21 protein-coding genes and 1 pseudogene are annotated in these 15007 nt (G+C 46.5%); 2 read left to right on the top strand and 20 right to left on the bottom strand.

What is annotated here, in order from left to right; all coding sequences use genetic code 11:
• Nucleotide 1: 1 nt before the first annotated feature.
• From LJF29_RS08160 to LJF29_RS08075, 18 genes and pseudogenes are all read right to left on the bottom strand, one after another.
• Nucleotides 2–1402 carry a phage tail sheath family protein gene (locus LJF29_RS08160; RefSeq protein WP_229147956.1) on the bottom strand — a complete coding sequence of 467 codons (1401 nt, stop codon included), beginning with the start codon at nt 1400–1402 and terminating at the stop codon, nt 2–4.
• Complete coding sequence (locus LJF29_RS08155; RefSeq protein WP_168747505.1) at nt 1402–1614, bottom strand: hypothetical protein; 213 nt, start codon at nt 1612–1614, stop codon at nt 1402–1404. Before LJF29_RS08155 ends, LJF29_RS08160 begins: the two co-directional genes overlap by 1 nt.
• Before the next feature lie 2 nt (nt 1615–1616).
• The gene (locus LJF29_RS08150; RefSeq protein WP_010333903.1) at nt 1617–2057 is read right to left on the bottom strand and encodes a phage tail terminator family protein; all 441 of its coding nucleotides are present in this window, start codon (nt 2055–2057) and stop codon (nt 1617–1619) included.
• Nucleotides 2058–2069: 12 nt separating this feature from the next.
• On the bottom strand, nt 2070–2558 hold the full coding sequence (locus tag LJF29_RS08145) for an HK97 gp10 family phage protein (RefSeq protein WP_229147954.1): 489 nt from the start codon (nt 2556–2558) through the stop codon (nt 2070–2072).
• On the bottom strand, nt 2555–2911 hold the full coding sequence (locus tag LJF29_RS08140; RefSeq protein ID WP_010333901.1) for a YqbH/XkdH family protein: 357 nt from the start codon (nt 2909–2911) through the stop codon (nt 2555–2557). The genes LJF29_RS08145 and LJF29_RS08140 overlap by 4 nt, the downstream gene beginning before the upstream one ends.
• Nucleotides 2908–3291, bottom strand: coding sequence for a DUF3199 family protein (locus LJF29_RS08135; RefSeq protein ID WP_229147953.1), 384 nt, complete (start codon nt 3289–3291; stop codon nt 2908–2910). Before LJF29_RS08135 ends, LJF29_RS08140 begins: the two co-directional genes overlap by 4 nt.
• Before the next feature lie 23 nt (nt 3292–3314).
• Nucleotides 3315–4253: pseudogene (locus LJF29_RS08130) on the bottom strand (phage major capsid protein); the annotation flags it as partial.
• Nucleotides 4254–4274: 21 nt separating this feature from the next.
• Entirely contained in the window at nt 4275–5102 is an 828-nt protein-coding gene (locus tag LJF29_RS08125; RefSeq protein WP_010333898.1) for an XkdF-like putative serine protease domain-containing protein, read from the bottom strand.
• A gap of 19 nt (nt 5103–5121) precedes the next feature.
• Entirely contained in the window at nt 5122–6612 is a 1491-nt protein-coding gene (locus LJF29_RS08120) for a phage portal protein (protein ID WP_229147951.1), read from the bottom strand.
• Nucleotides 6613–7914 carry a PBSX family phage terminase large subunit gene (locus LJF29_RS08115; protein WP_168747501.1) on the bottom strand — a complete coding sequence of 434 codons (1302 nt, stop codon included), beginning with the start codon at nt 7912–7914 and terminating at the stop codon, nt 6613–6615.
• A complete protein-coding gene (locus tag LJF29_RS08110; RefSeq protein ID WP_229147948.1) occupies nt 7911–8702 on the bottom strand; it encodes a terminase small subunit in 792 nt (263 codons plus the stop codon). The genes LJF29_RS08115 and LJF29_RS08110 overlap by 4 nt, the downstream gene beginning before the upstream one ends.
• Nucleotides 8703–8818: 116 nt before the next feature.
• Complete coding sequence (locus LJF29_RS08105; protein WP_229147944.1) at nt 8819–9328, bottom strand: sigma-70 family RNA polymerase sigma factor; 510 nt, start codon at nt 9326–9328, stop codon at nt 8819–8821.
• A 117-nt stretch (nt 9329–9445) separates the two neighbouring features.
• Complete coding sequence (locus LJF29_RS08100; protein WP_229147943.1) at nt 9446–9652, bottom strand: XtrA/YqaO family protein; 207 nt, start codon at nt 9650–9652, stop codon at nt 9446–9448.
• The gene (locus LJF29_RS08095; protein WP_267496007.1) at nt 9639–9989 is read right to left on the bottom strand and encodes a phage portal protein; all 351 of its coding nucleotides are present in this window, start codon (nt 9987–9989) and stop codon (nt 9639–9641) included. The genes LJF29_RS08100 and LJF29_RS08095 overlap by 14 nt, the downstream gene beginning before the upstream one ends.
• Before the next feature lie 93 nt (nt 9990–10082).
• The gene (locus tag LJF29_RS08090) at nt 10083–10250 is read right to left on the bottom strand and encodes a hypothetical protein (protein WP_168747496.1); all 168 of its coding nucleotides are present in this window, start codon (nt 10248–10250) and stop codon (nt 10083–10085) included.
• Entirely contained in the window at nt 10250–11050 is an 801-nt protein-coding gene (locus LJF29_RS08085; RefSeq protein ID WP_229147940.1) for an ATP-binding protein, read from the bottom strand. The genes LJF29_RS08090 and LJF29_RS08085 overlap by 1 nt, the downstream gene beginning before the upstream one ends.
• Nucleotides 10950–11786 (bottom strand): phage portal protein, encoded by an 837-nt coding sequence (locus LJF29_RS08080; RefSeq protein WP_229147938.1) that lies wholly within the window; start codon nt 11784–11786, stop codon nt 10950–10952. Before LJF29_RS08080 ends, LJF29_RS08085 begins: the two co-directional genes overlap by 101 nt.
• On the bottom strand, nt 11773–11952 hold the full coding sequence (locus LJF29_RS08075) for a hypothetical protein (RefSeq protein WP_229147937.1): 180 nt from the start codon (nt 11950–11952) through the stop codon (nt 11773–11775). Before LJF29_RS08075 ends, LJF29_RS08080 begins: the two co-directional genes overlap by 14 nt.
• A 178-nt stretch (nt 11953–12130) precedes the next feature.
• Between LJF29_RS08075 and xre the strand changes: the two genes are divergently transcribed.
• Nucleotides 12131–12472, top strand: coding sequence for an HTH-type transcriptional regulator Xre (gene xre, locus LJF29_RS08070; protein ID WP_229147935.1), 342 nt, complete (start codon nt 12131–12133; stop codon nt 12470–12472).
• A 163-nt stretch (nt 12473–12635) separates the two neighbouring features.
• Nucleotides 12636–13232: an ImmA/IrrE family metallo-endopeptidase gene (locus LJF29_RS08065; protein WP_229147932.1), complete on the top strand. Its 597-nt coding sequence runs from the start codon at nt 12636–12638 to the stop codon at nt 13230–13232.
• Between the two features lie 44 nt (nt 13233–13276).
• On the opposite strand, the gene LJF29_RS08060 is transcribed toward LJF29_RS08065, so the two are convergent.
• Together LJF29_RS08060 and LJF29_RS08055 are read right to left on the bottom strand one after the other, a co-directional pair.
• The gene (locus tag LJF29_RS08060) at nt 13277–14113 is read right to left on the bottom strand and encodes a manganese catalase family protein (RefSeq protein WP_010333883.1); all 837 of its coding nucleotides are present in this window, start codon (nt 14111–14113) and stop codon (nt 13277–13279) included.
• Between the two features lie 67 nt (nt 14114–14180).
• Nucleotides 14181–14792, bottom strand: a complete 612-nt coding sequence (locus tag LJF29_RS08055) for a poly-gamma-glutamate hydrolase family protein (protein WP_229147927.1) — start codon at nt 14790–14792, stop codon at nt 14181–14183.
• Between the last annotated feature and the right edge of the window lie 215 nt (nt 14793–15007).

Genomic DNA, 15007 nt, shown 5'->3' with positions numbered 1-15007 from the left:
ATTAGTTTACCTCCACATTAAAGTAGAATTTTTCTGCTGCGTCGACAGGCTGTACAGCCAGGTCAATCAAGAAGCCGTCACGATCCTCATTCATTGAAATTGTGATATCTTCATCAGAATCAAAACCGGTAATGCCGCCCGCATCCTGAAGCGTTGTCATGTATTGCGTAATCATCGTTTTCACATACTGAAGTCCGTCTTCAGACGCCGGAATATCGCTTCCGCTGCCTTTTCTTGATTTAATTAAGGCTTTCAGCTCGCGTGTTAAATCGTTATTGACGGCGTCTAAGACACGGACGATTTTGTTTTTAGCAAACTTCTTGTTTTTCTCAGCCGTAAACGTGACAAGTGAGTTAATGTCTTTTTCAACGCTTACCGATTTATCACGGGCGTCAAATGTGAATAAAAATTCGCCTTTGCCTAAGCGTTCCACAATCGTGTCGTGGTCAAGGCGGTTTAAGACATCAACGGCTCCTTCATACTCCACAAATGTCAGCGATTGGTTAAAGGTTGCTCCCGCACTTGCGCCTGCTACCCAAGCTGTTGCTTTGTCCGGTGTCACTTCTGTTCCGTCTTCCAGCAGCACACCTTCTGTCACGTTGATGATGCCTTCATAGTCACCGCTGTAGTTAGCTGTAACCCCTTGGACTTTTTGCCCTTGGCCGTCACGCAGACGCTTAATGAATGCGGCAAAGGTCGCCTTCAGCTGATCTCCTTCTGCAACCGGCAAAGCGATGACATCAAAGCTCTCCGTTTCAGCCGCAGCCAAGAAATCGGTATATTCTGAGTTGACCGGGGCTTTATCTGTACCGCCGGATAAACGGATTCCCGCAGATGCGTTCAGCGTCTCGGCAGCCGTGTCTCCCTCTGATCCAGTCAGCGGAATTGAAGAGGAAAGATCTCCTGTTCCGGTAAATGTCACATAGCCGTTCGCTGTTAACTCTTCAGCTTTTTTGACAGTCTGTTTATCCACTTCTGATTCATCCATATACGTTGTGACATCAAATGCCGCTGCATCCAGTACATTTTCATTGATGCGGATGATGATGTCATTCCCTTTTGATCCGCCGTATAAAGCAGTCGCTTTAACGCCTTCGGCAATATCGGCAGATGCTCTGACGCCTTCAGTGAGACGGTACATCAATACCGTTTTCGCGTTTTTCTTCGCTTCACGCAACAGCAATAAAGATGGATCGTCGATGCTGAGACCCACTTTTTTGTTTAAATCCTCCACGCTTGAAATGGAGACGAATGTTTTCGCTTCGCCCCAGCTTGATGCAACCGGAAGTGCGACCGTCCCCCGTTCACCAAGTGACACCCGTTCCTGTGCCGTCGTTTTAAAATTGAAATAAATGCCTGCACGTTCCTTTTCTGTTCCTGCTGTAAATGTTCCGCCATTCATTATTGCATGACCTCCTTAGTTAAAAATGTTTGTATCAATTGACTGGCCTCTGATTTCGCCAGACGTGTTTTGTCCACGCCAAATAAAGCCCCCTGAAGGATCTCCGGCTTAACGCCGAACAGCTCCTTTGCGTGCTTGATCAAATCCGCTGTATCAAAAAGAGCTTCCCGGCTCTCTGTATGTACAGCCTTCGCTTGTTTCTGCTTTGCCACCGCTACTTCACCCCGCTGTTCATGTCGATATCCTGTAAGACAGGCTGTTCTGTTTTGTGATAATAATATCGGCTGCTCCACCTGATCACCATGACCGCCTCGCCCCTGTCTCCTACCCTCGTCTCGATTCGGGTGATGCGAACCATATCCCCCGTCTTCTCACCGGATTCACTGAGCAGCGGAACCATATTTCTCGCTTCTCTGATGGCATCCGCGAGCCTGTCCGCTTCATCCAGCGCCTGCACGGAGTCAAGATGAAACAGCTTCACATTGAGACTGTAGGTTTTTTTAAATGTGGAGACCGTATCTGTTTCTTCAAAAACAGATGGCGCAGGGACATATAAAGACGGCACTTGAAACTGATCAGGCAGCTGGCTTTCATAAATGGGAACAGACCACTGGCTGTACAAAAAAGCCATGATCGATCCTGTTTCGCTGTTCATCCCGCTCCTCCTTTACATCTTTTTCAGCCACTGGCGCAATTTATGTTCCATTGATGTTGCAAATAGCTTTTCATATAGAAGCAGTGCATGCTCCCAATAGCCCGTACCGGGTATCCATTTTTTCTTAAGTGCCATGCCTGTGGAAGAAGCCGGATCATAGATAAACCGCGAGCCTTGAAAATGCCCCGGCACCCATCTCACATCGTCTCCTTTTGACGTCCAGTGTCCGTCATTGAGAAAAGAGGCATATTCAAGCTGGGTCCCGACCTCAAGTGAGAGTCCGCCGCTTTGTACCATCCAGAGGTTGTCCTCTGAGCCTTTCTGAAAGGAGCTGAGCAGTTTTTCTGTATCTATCGTTTGCGCGCTGAGGAGTTCAGATTGTACGATCTCCAGAAAATCTTGCCCGCACTCTTCAAGCCACCGGGAAGCCTCGCGGGAAAAACCGCCGGATGCCGCTTCTTTTAACGATGCGTTCAGCTGTTTAAGTCCCGCTATCTTCATAGACTTTCATCCCTGACAGCGATGACTTCCCAATGATGGTGTCTGATCTTTTTTGGCAGCTTCAGAATATAGCTGTTGTGTTGCCAAATGATTTTGTCGTTCATACGGATATCCGAAGACCCTGGAAAATGGACAAGAAAGCTGTGGTACACGGTTTGATCAGGCTCTTCCTGAATCAGCTGCTGCGTTTTTTCTGTAAAGTAGCAGGGGACATTTTCTTCATCGGGTGTATCCGGATATGAAAATACCGGCTGAAGCTTGTCCGCCGGAATCCCGAATCGTCCCGCCAGCGGCGACTGCGCTGTTTCATGATAAATATCACAGCGATGGATCAGCATCTGCTGATAGCTCATAACGACCGCACCTTCAATCTGGCGGACTCCGGAACATAATCCGGTTGGATAAACTCTTCCAGCAAATGATACACATCGGGCTTTTGAATACCGGCTTCACCGGAAACCGTGTAGGAGTAATCCCCCATTTTCTCAGACTGATAGCTTGATGCCGCTGATTCGTCGCTGTTTACTAGCGCAAAGTATTGGGCGAGCTTCAGCAAAGCTAATTTTGCCTTTTCAGGAAGCGGATCGTAGACGCTGTCTGTAAAGCTGTGCCCTGTAATGAGGGCAGCTTCCGATTCCGCCTCGATGATATCCTGCGCCAGCAGTTCTTCCGGCCTGTTTTTCACCTGTTCATAGACCGAATAAGAAACGATGTCAGTCGGTTCGATGAGCATATAAGCTGGCCACCCCATTTCTATTATTCTTTTACGTTAATTAATTTAGCGCAGGCATCCTCTTCCTCGAATTTGCTGTCCAGCTTGGCTGTTAAGACAATGATGAACTTACGGGAGCGGATATCCTTGTCGACTTCGATTCGAATATTGCGCGAAAAGCCGAGAATGATATTTTTCGGATGTGTCAGAATGATATCAGACGCATCATATTGCGCGTCTCCCTCTCCGACTGCGTACGGCTGGATATTGGATACCCCTTTTACCGGTACGCCGAATGCTGTGGACAAGCCGCCTTGAACAGCCTGGTCCCCAAGATTTGTCTGACGGTCCGCCACGCGGTCCTTCCATTCAATTTCTAAGCCGTGAGAGGTATAGAATCTGAATTCCTGAGGGATGCGCAAATATTTTGGCGGAACAGCCTTTAAGCCTTTTTTAAATGTCGCTCTGGACAGTTCTTCACCGTTCATATCGACGATGTGGGACACTGCTTGTTTACGGATCCCGTCAAGCTGCGCCAGGTATGGATCTTTTGATGCGGTATCTCCGTTTACGATCAGCTCTTCAATATCAACTGCCGCCCGCTCTGCTAAAATTTGCATGATCGTTTGCTGCAGTCCGCCTTTTTCGATATTGTTTTCGAGCGTGTCGTACGTAATGTTAATTTCCGCAATGACTTCCTTTGTGTTCAGCTGGACAGTGCTGGTCGTCGGAACCGTCAGCTCGTCTGTTGTCAGCGCCTTTCCTTCTTGAGCTGCACGTAAGATACGCTGGCCGAAGCCGATTTTCTCAAATTTTTGTGAATCGTTTTCCATTTGAATCACGCGGGATTCACTGAAAATGGTCGGCGTGTTTTGCACCATGCGGATAAAAGCTGATGCTTGTGCAGGGTTCATGAGCCCGCCGCTTTTTAAAGCAGAAAGCGACATTTCCGCTTTCCGAATGATCTCTTGATTTCTCAATTGATTTCCTCCTCTTTGACTGGTTTACAGCAGTCCGCTCCAGATTGTTTTTTTGACTTGCTCTGTATTGCCGGCCGCATCGTCCGCCGTCTGTTTAGAGGCTCCCCGAGCTTTTTCCAGGGCTTCAATGCGTTCGATCAGCGGGGCAATCATGTCCTCAACGAGCTTCTTCAGGCGCTCGTCATCTCCCGTCTGCTCCGGTTTTTCCTCTGTTTCTGTGTTTTTTTCAATGGTCTCCAGCCGTTTGAGCAACGGATACAGCGCATGCTCGATTGATTCCCTCATGTCTTCTTTCCTCATGTCTTCAGTCTCCTTTCCTGTTTTGTCGGCCAGCAGCTGCTTGAACACGCTTAAGAATCCGGCTTTTTCAACCGGTTCTTCTTCATGTACATCCGCAGTGCCCGCCATGCTGTAGCCGGTGATGATGCCGGCTTTGATCTGTTCCCACACCTCATCTGACGCTCTTGTCACAAGCACCCACGAGCCCTTTGTAATCCGTTTTGTTCCGATGATAAAATCATCGGGCGCAACATAGGATTCAACGACCACGCCTGTGCCGCCTTCAAAGCTGTGATTAATATCAATCTCCCGCGCGTCTGCAAGAAAGCCATGCGCCGCTTTTTCAATTTCTTCTGCGGTCATATAGTCGCCGTGGGCATCTGGAACATCAGGCTCATACACAATTCCGTATACAAGCTTTTGTTCATCCTGCTCGCTTTTCGTAAACAGCCGAACCTTTTTTTCAAATGACGGAGGTTCGGCTGACTTCGTAAAGAAAAATTCTGTCTGGTTTGCCGCCTTGTCCACATAGCTGACAAAGCTGATTTTGGCATTTTTCAATTCCCGCGCCACCTGCTTGATTCACCTCCCTTCAGGACGTTTTGATATCTTCGATGCTGTCCTTCAGCTCCTGCATAAGTGCTGTCAGATTCGTCTTTTCAGCATCCTGTCCGGCAGGGCGTTTGTAAACGTCCTCAGGCCACTCCTCAAGCGTTTTGCCGAGCACCCGTCCGGCAAGGTCTCGTAAATCATTTGGCGAAACGGCTCCAGCCGTAATAAAAGGACCGAGCACTTTCGCAATCTCAAGCGGATCACGAAAGTCCGGTCCTTTTAATGTCAGCCTCACATCATGAAGATTCAGCTCCGGCAAAAGCAGTGTGTTCAATTTGTTGACAAGCGTTTTCCGCTCTGGCTGAAACACCTGCTCCTCCGTAATTTTTCTCGCTGTATCAGCCGTAGCCCGGTTGTATTCCTGAGCTTCTCCCGTATAAAGCGGGGGCAGACGGAAAGCAGAGCGCAGCTTATTTCTGCTTTTTTCATCATATTCAAGAAACAAGGCGTCGTTTTGCAGGATTTCCGCAAGAGATTTGATCTCCACAGAAACCGGCGTGATATCTTCACCGCCGTGTAGATCCTTCTCCTTCGCGATGCCTTCCGCCTCAATCAAAAGAAATTTATGGGCGTTTTCCACACCTTCAAGGTCATTCATGTACGCCTGCAGCTCCCGGTAAGACGCTTCAGACAGCATCCCGTTTTCCACTGTAATCGCAGCGGGTACGTGACGCCCCTGCTTAAAGTACATAAAATTGAGCTCTTCCGCTTTCCGGGCGCCGTATAAATTGACGATATTGCCTACCCAGCGGGGCACGCCGTATACGCCGCTTCCGATTTTAAGATGGATCACTTCATTTGCTTGGTGCTTTTCAGCCAGTGTGCTGACATATTCGCCCGTGCGCATGTCCATTTTTCGAGGATCGCCGTATTCTTTGAAAAATACTTTTTTTCCATTGATCATCTGGACAAATTTCCGAAACCGTTTCTGCCTTTTGATTCTCTTCACTTTTCCGTTTTCTTCATACATAAAAGATACTTCGACAGGCTCGCCGGCTCCGCATACGCGCATATATTTCACATCCAAATATTCAATGCCGGCCGGTTTTCCCATCCCGTCGCGAAGCACTTCCATAAAGCCATTTCCGGTTTTTTCCCTGTCCTCGATGGCATAGCCTAAAATCATTTCAGCAGATTCATCAAAGTGAAGGCATTTGTAAAAGGCTTCAAGTCTGGCCCAGTCTTTTTCCGCCTTTTTCTTTTTCTCCTGGTCGACATCCGTGGCATTGACATCAAACGTGTACTCCACATCAAAACCAAAACCAGTAATATTCACTCTGTACGCATCAATGCATTGCTGAAGAATGGTTGAGTATTCAGCAATTGTTTTGAGCTCGGTGATATTGTAGGGCGGAGCGATGATATCCTCTCCGTACAAATCAGAAAAGTCGTCTTCATAAATTTGCTTTGTCTGAGGAGCAGATGCATTGGCTTTTAAAACGGTTGCTCTGACTGTTTGATTGTGCGGCATTTATGACCTTCTCCTTTCTCGGTTCGGACGGATTCGTTTTTGCGCTGTCTCCTTCACATCTGCGACCTCATAATCATCAAGCGCATACCAAATGGCAGAAAGCGTATGCGGATCGATCGTGAATTCATCCTCAATCAGCGCACCGTTTTTATCTTTGGCATACGTCAGTGTCTTGAGCTCATAGATGACATTTTCACAGCGGTCCGAACAGAAAATTTTTTTGAAGCGTTTGACCTTTTTGGTATATTGAAGCCTGGAGCCGGGAAACTTTCTGGCTCCGACCATCCGAAACCCCTGCTGGCGGAAATATTGAATGCTTTTCGGCTCAGCGGAGTCGGCTTTGATCATTTCCTGTGTTTCAAGCAATTCCCGCAGCTCCTCAGCCGTCCTGTCATCTGTCATTTTGTTTTTATAATACTCCCAATAAATGTAGAGATATTTCTTATCAGGATCGACGGCGAGACGGACAACAGCATTGTAGGATTCTTCAAAACCAAAATCCATGCCCGTGCGAAGGATTGGCTGGCTGATGGCCGCAATATGCTCTTCGATAAGGTCGTGCGGGAGCACCTCAAACTGCGGCAGCACCCTGATTCCATTAACGCCGAACCTTCCTTTTCGGGCAATTCGGTAAAGGTCTGGATCATACTCCCTCAGTCCGTCAAGCTGCCTGATATAGCTTTCCGGGAGAAAGAGGTTGTCGTTTGCCGTGGAATGATGATAATACGTATCTCCCCTGACAAGTGTCCGCTTTTCGTAAAGCTCGCTGTCATCCAGCACAAACCGCTGATTGCGTTCATCCCGAAAAAAATGCCGGTATGTCCAATTGGAGGTGCCGACGGGATTGGTGGTGCAAATCATGTGCAGCTTCAGCTCAGGGTGGCGCAGACGGCCGATTAATTCCTTAAAGCCTTCATACTTCACCTCAGAGCACTCTTCAATCCATATTAATGAAATGTTGTGAACAGATTTCAGCTTCGCCGGGTTGTCCATTCCTTTGAACATGATCCGGCTGCCGTTTTGAAACCGCAGCTGAAGCGGGGAAGAAAGTGCTGCGGCTGCCTTCGTGAGACCAAGCTCTTCAATCACCTCTTCAAATAAAGCGAAGGTCGAATCCCGGTGGGTATCGAACACCTCGCGGACGACGAGCGCCGTCCGCTTTTCCTTCAGCAGCTTTAATACGATTTTCAATGCGGTATGATAGCTTTTAGATGAGCCGTAGCCGCCGACGAGAAACTGGTACGTCTGCTCCCAATTGAACACGTAATCTTCAAAATGAGGATTGATTTCTTTTACGATCATGCCTTGTCCTCTTTTCGTTTGATCATGATTTCAATTGGCTCGCGGCCGTCATCAGTTTTATCCGCTTTTTGTTTCGCGAGCTTTAACTTCTCATTTTCTATTTTTTGCTTAAATTGATCCGGAAACAAATCAAAGTATAATGACAGCTTTTCAAGTGCTTTCATCTTATCGGCAAGCTTAATGGCGATGCCTTCCTTGCCGAGCTTTGCCTCCGTGACAATGGTGCCGTCAACAAGACCGGAGTCTTTGACATCGACAAAGCTGACTTCCTTCATGATCGGGTTATCATCTTCATCAAACAGCGGCCCTGACTTCCCGACGGCCTGCACCTCTTTTTTGCCAAAGGTCACATAATCCGTGATATCGGCGAACGCGATTTTGACATATACCTGCAAAACGTCCATCGCTTCAATAAACACTTCATTCACCATTTCTTTTTTTATCCGCCTGATTTCAGCAGCAACCTTTTCATTCTTTAACAGCCGGCAACCCGTCACATGGGCGCTGTCCGGAGAATAGCCCGCCTTGATCGCTGATTGTGTCGCATTGAAGCTTTTTACGTAGTACAAGCAGAACAGCCGCTGCCGTTCATTTAATTCATCGTTTTCTATGCGGCGCTGCTTATGTCCGTTTTCAGAAAACAAGGCTTCTTTCCATCTGTCCTGTTTTTTCCAAATGCTGATTGTTTTCGCTGAAACACCGATTGCTTCTGCGATGGCCCGGTTTGTGATATTTCCCTGATGGTGCTGATAGATTGCTAATGCTTGTTTTCTTTGTTGTGTTTTCATGCTACGGCATCACCGCCACCTCCAGCATAGATTTCTATTCATAAAAGCGGCCGGTAATGCCGGCCGCTTATGTGTCATGCTCTTTTCACTTATAGGTGGCAAACGTATGACAAGCTTCAGGCAAGTGATCGGTTCATTTCCTCCTGCTGTCTCTGCATCTTTAATAGAGCCCGTTTGATTGTCGTCTGCACAGTTGATTTTTTGACGCCAAGAAGATCAGCAATGCGTTCATAAGAAAAGCATTCTACCTTATGCAGCAAAAACATTTCTTTCTCCCTGTCCGTTAAAAGGGATAAGGCTTCACGGATTCTGTCCTTGTCTTCCTCAGATACCTGTCCGTCCGGCTCAAACATCATATTGCCAGAAAATGATTCTATGATTCTTGGATCTTTGATCATCAGCCGCTGATACGCATCACGCCGGTCAATCGCCCGTCTGATGCCGGGCTGTCTTCCTTTTTCAAGCCATTCTGTTACATATTCGAGGTCTGTGATGATGTTTCTGATAATCTTTTTATCCTTCATGTCTTCAGCTGAGAGCACTGATTCATCTGCTTCAGCGAGCGGTTTATAAAGTGTTCTTGTTTGTTTTAATGTGCGTTTATATTCAAATAATAAGTCTTGCATTCTATGATTCCTCCTCATTTGTGCAATAAAAAAAGCGGACACCAATCAACGCACAAATGCTGTGCATGTTGATCAGTGTCCGCAGGCTTTCCGTCTTGGACGTATTCTTTTTTCGCTTTAGTTTAATTTGTAGCCGATTTCAAATTCTACTCGGGCAAGGTCTCCCTTTCTCGTTTCAACAAGCGTTTTCCCGTGCTCTGGAGCTTCTGTGATCCAGGCTTCATGCTTTATGCCGTCGACTATAATAACGCGGATTTTCCCATCCTCAAGCTGGCTGTCGAGCGTGATGGAATCAATATTTACGAGTTTTTCAGGATTGATCATATGTCTTTTCCTTCCTTTCGGGTTCAGCGCTTTTGTTAGCTTTTTCTAATACCTTTATGATGTGCTCCTTGGAATGAGCGGAATTCCCGTTCAGAAAATCCAGCGCCGCTTTAGCCGCTTCCTTCAGCTCAGGTGCGGCTGCCATCAAGTTGGCATTGCTTATTTGCGAAAAAGAGCTGAGGTCAAATACAGCGGCGATCAGCCGGCCGTTTGAATAAGGGAATCTCTCTTTTTCTTCTTCACTGTAAGCAGAATAGATATAAATTGGCTTCGTATCTCCGCATGCGACAGCACGCCACGGCGCAGGACTCATTTCAAATTGTTTTGTTTCTTGCATCTGCTTCACTTCCCGTCATCCTTGTACCATTGTTCGATGTTTTTTTCTGTTCGCTTCGCCCGAAACAGCAAAGCGAAAAGGGCAGCCAACTGTTTAATCACGGGCATTCAGCCCCGCTTTTCCGGCTGTCAGCATTTGTTCCAGCCTTTGAATAACCGGCGTTAAATCATTGCCGGACCGGCAGTTCGGACATGGATGAAAAACCGCTCCGATCCCGGTATGTTCAACAATTACTTTCTTTGCATGACAGAGCTTGCACATTATCTGATGCCCTCCAATCTATGATTCAGGTCATACGCTGTTCCTTTGATAATCACTAAATAATCACTGCACATTTCATAGATTCTCGTGCCGATCGCTTCATCAACCCGGACAAGCGTTTCAATCGTAAGCTCGCTTGAAAGCAGAATCGGTTTATGATTTAAGTAGCGGTAGTTCAAAACGGAATACATTTGTTCCAGCTGCCAATCAGTGGCGCGCGGTTTGCCGTTTACCGGTTTAAAGAGATCATCAATGAACAGCACGTCTGCCTGCTTTATCCGGTTCAGCTTAGCTTCTAAAAGGTCAAAATCATTTTTTAAATCAGTAAAGCCTTCGACGAATGGAAAATAAATGACCGGCACATGGCGCTTTCTCATCAAGTCATTAGCCGCAGCAGTAAGAAGGTGTGTTTTCCCGGAACCGGGCTGACCCAAAAGGGCGATGCTGTTTTTCCGGCTGTCCTTGATGTGTTCATAATCCGCCACAAACTCTTTGGCGCATTCAAACGCGTCCTTGACGGCCTGTGGCTTCCCTTGGGTGCGGAATTCATGAAAGCCAAGCTGTCTGAAGGCAGGGGTAATTTCACTGGCGCCCAGCAGCCGTTTCACTTTTCGTTCTGCCATACAGCTGCACATTGTCCATACTTCCAGACCGTCTTGCCGGCTGAGATATCCCCCCTGATCCTTGCATCTCTGGCAATCATACCGGCTTGCGTCTGATGCGGCCGGTTTGTCCGCCAGTAATGGACGTCTCCCTTTTCTCAGCTCGTCTAAAATCTGCTCGATTGTATGTTTTGTCATTACTTTCATTCCTCTCATGTTGTATTGCAACGGTCTTTTTGGCTTGCTGCGCGAAAAATCGGTCTTCGATGAATTTCGAACAGTAGCGAAAGGCCTTTATCGTTTCAGAAGCAGCTGTTCGCCGGTTTTCAAAAGCTTGAAAACATTCCTCAAGCCATTTGATTGTTTGCGTAACAGGAACGCCGATGGCGACAATACGGGCGATGGCTTGATAATCTCTGGAGGAAGGATACACGGTGCGTCCTTCTTGAGCCGACCGTAATTGTGTAAACCGCTTCGCAATGTGATCCACTGCATCATCAGCAGCAGTATATGTTTTTGTTTTATCTATATTAGAGCGGTCTTCTTTGTCCTGTGCCAGCGGCGAAAATGACCGCTCTTTATCGCTGCGTTGCTCCGTTTTGTCCGATCTGAAGCTGAATTTTTTGGAATGCTTCACAGAAATCATGAGTCCGTATGGCGCGCGGGCAGCCTTTATGTATCCATGGCTTTCAAGAAGCTCCAGCCATCTTCTGACTGTTTTTTCACTAACACCGAATACGGCTGCCATCTCTCTTGCTTTTAATGGCTTATGGCCGAGCACAATTCCCCAGTTCACGCCGTCCTTTTCAATTTCTTTTGTCGTTGAGCTGATAAACCAGAGAAACAGCCACAGAGCCGACCCTATTTTGTCATAATGTTCTGAATTCAACAGTCCTGAATACATCGGAAAAGGATAGCTTTTATCCCCTTTCATTGCGTTTCACCTCTTCTTTTAACAGCAAGTACGCTTGAAATTGTTCTCGATTTTCAAAATGGAATACCGGAAGGCCGCATGCCGTAAAAGAAATGGAGCCGCCGGATTGTCCGAGATGGCGCTGATCTATCGGATTTTCACTAAAAACGATTTGAATCGGATGCATGTGATCACTCTCCCGATTTGTTTTTGATACAATTCGTATCAACTGTTACCAAGTATAAACGATACATTCTGTATCATCAAGTTATTTTTGATACTTTTTTTATCATAACTTTATTTTGATACAGATTGTATCTATAATCGTAAGTAACTTAGGGAGTTAAAAAAAGAGAGGTCATAGTATGATAGGCAGCAGATTGAAGAGTCTCAGAGGGAAAAGGACACAGGAAGAAATCGCATCTCACATCGGTGTATCGCGCGCACGCTATTCTCATTATGAAAATGGGCGAAGCGAACCTGATTACGACACACTGCAAAAGCTGGCTGATTACTTCCAAGTGACAACGGATTACTTATTAACAGGAAAAGAAAAAAAATCTGACGATGATATGTTTTCTGATCCGGACTTGCAGCTCGCATACCGGGATATGCAGGATTTTTCCCCGGAAAGCAAGCAGCAGGCCATCGAATTTATCAACTATTTGAAAGAAAAAGAAAAGTACCGGAAACCGAAAAACAAGTAAATATTTTTTCTGTTCTCTAAAACATATAAAAAATAGACCGATATAAAGAAAAAAGTGTTTATTTTTTAAAGAAAAGGGAAAGATTTCAACACACTTTTTTAGTCCTAAACGGGCTTTTCTTTCTCGCTACAAATAGAACATACGTTCGAAAGGGAGTATTCAATTGGGCGATTACTTATCACATCTGGAGGAATACGTAAAAAATTTATACAGCCGGCTGGGCATCACCTCTCCCCATCACATTGACATGCTGAAAATCGCAAACGACCTTGATATATGGGTTCATTTCGAGGAGATGGGAAGCATGATGGTAAAATACGACGGCATGTACAGTATCATATTGAACCAAAAAAAGTCCCAGGAAGAGCAATGGGAGGATTTTGGCCATGAACTGTGCCACGTATTAAAGCATGCAGGCAATCATTTTCAGATGAACAAGCTCTTCAGGGAGCTGCAGGAATTCCAGGCGAACCAATTTATGTACCACTTCTGTGTGCCAACCTTTATGCTGTTGCAGATGGAACTGCCGCAATGGAGAAGTCAGGCTCTTGCAACCATTGCGACGGTATTCCGGGTGACAAAGGACTTTGCTGAGAAAAGACTTGAAATGTTTGAACGGCGTAAAGCAGGTATTCAATTTCAGAAGAGGCTTGCTTATTTATTATCACATAAGCGGCCAAATGCGTACGAGGAAGGCGATCAGCAGCACTTGCACGTCGCTGAAGAAAAGGCGTTGTATCAAATCGGCAAATACAGCTGATCAAAAACGGGCTGGGGACATTTGCCCTCAGCCCGGCATAGATATTAATATTTCGACATCGGAGGCATGGTATTCTGCAGCCACATTGGCGCTGGTTTAAGATGAGGCGCAGATGCGAACGCAATCGGAGCCGGGATATACCTGAACTCGCCCCGGCCATCAAAGGCTTCGCCATGAGCCCACCTTCCCTGTGAGCTTTCATCCCCTCTGGAAAAGTTAAACAGGTCATAGGATACTTCCTGCTTTTCTAGCTCACGCGGAAATGTCGTGGGAACGACAATATCCCGTTCTCTTTCTTCCAGCTCTTTAATCGCTGCATACCACATATTTTGATGATAAGTATCCCTCGCAATCAAAAATGACAGCATATCTCTTACCCCGGGATCATCAGTCATGGCATAGAGCCGCGTCACCTGAAGGCGCCCCTGGGCTTCCGCATTTAAGTTTGCGCGGAAATCCGCCAGCAGATTTCCGCTTGAGATAATGTATTTTGCATTCCATGGATAACCCTCACTATCTGATGCCATCGCACCTAAGCCGGACACAATAGCGTGCTGAGGGTTCATCCCTGACATCACTGCTGCAATAGCGGGGTTGCTTTTATAAGCATTTTCCTGTACATCAGCGGGAGCACCATCCAGAAGCCTGGAAATCATTGTAGCCAACATTTCCACATGTCCGATCTCTTCCGTCCCCACATCACATAGCAAATCTTTATACTTGGCATCTGCCCTGCAGTTAAAACCCTGAAACAAATATTGCATCATCACGCTAATTTCACCAAATTGGCCGCCCAGCACCTCTTGAAGCTTTTTCGCATAAACAGGATCCGGACGGGAAGGCTTTGCCTGATATTGAAGCTCTTTAATATGATAAAACATGAGTTCATTCCTCCCTACGCATTCACACATTCACAGCGTATGAAGGAATAGGCAGTTATTGCAGGTCCTACTTGCTATTTCCATAAAAACCAAGCTTAACGGCATTCACATATTGAGAAAAAAGCTTGTTTTCTATGTACCGTCCTTTACGGCAGCCAAAATTGTGAAACAACGCGCTCCGCTGCGCCGTACTCAGTTCCAGCTGCAGTCCCATCTCCCTTTTTGTCCGATTGACGATGTTTTGCGGATGGACACCTGCCAGCCGGTCTTTTTCATTGACCAGTTCCGCACTGAACCCCGCCTCATTCAGCAACTCACAAATGGCTGCTGCTTTTCTCCGATCCGCGCCTCCGACCAATGTATGCGGCTTTTTCAGATCACGGTAGCCGTGAAAGGCCAGTGCGAATCGGTGGGCGTTTACTTTTTCTAAGGCAAGCGGTTCATCAAAACGAGTGCTTGTCAAGTGAAGCGAACGGTTATTGCGCTGCTTCAATCCTTCAAAAATATAAATGGAACATTGATCAGCAAATGCCCGCACCAGTTCGCTGACGCCCGGCTCAATTCTTCCGCCGTGAGGACCAAGAACAATATGCTCGCTCCCGCTGTTCTCTTCATAAATAATCCGGTACTCCGATTCAGACGCAGAAAGGGATATAAAACTGTCATACATATCTTTCATGCTAAGCGCTCTCCTTTATCAGTCAGCACCAGTTTACGCTACTCATCTATGAATGAAAACCTTTTTATCGTATTTACATTTCAGGAGATAGATGGAAGGGATTTATTGGTAGATTGACTCTACAGCTGAGGCGAAAGAAAAGTTAGCTCTTCTTTTACTAGAGAAGAAAAAATGCGGCGTTTACATTGGAGTGTGATTCTTACACACGTCTTATA

This window comes from Bacillus sp. LBG-1-113 (genome assembly GCF_020708615.1).
GTDB lineage: Bacteria > Bacillota > Bacilli > Bacillales > Bacillaceae > Bacillus > Bacillus mojavensis.
The sequence above is the reverse complement of the archived record's forward strand: the minus strand, read 5'-3'. Positions and strand labels throughout refer to the sequence as shown.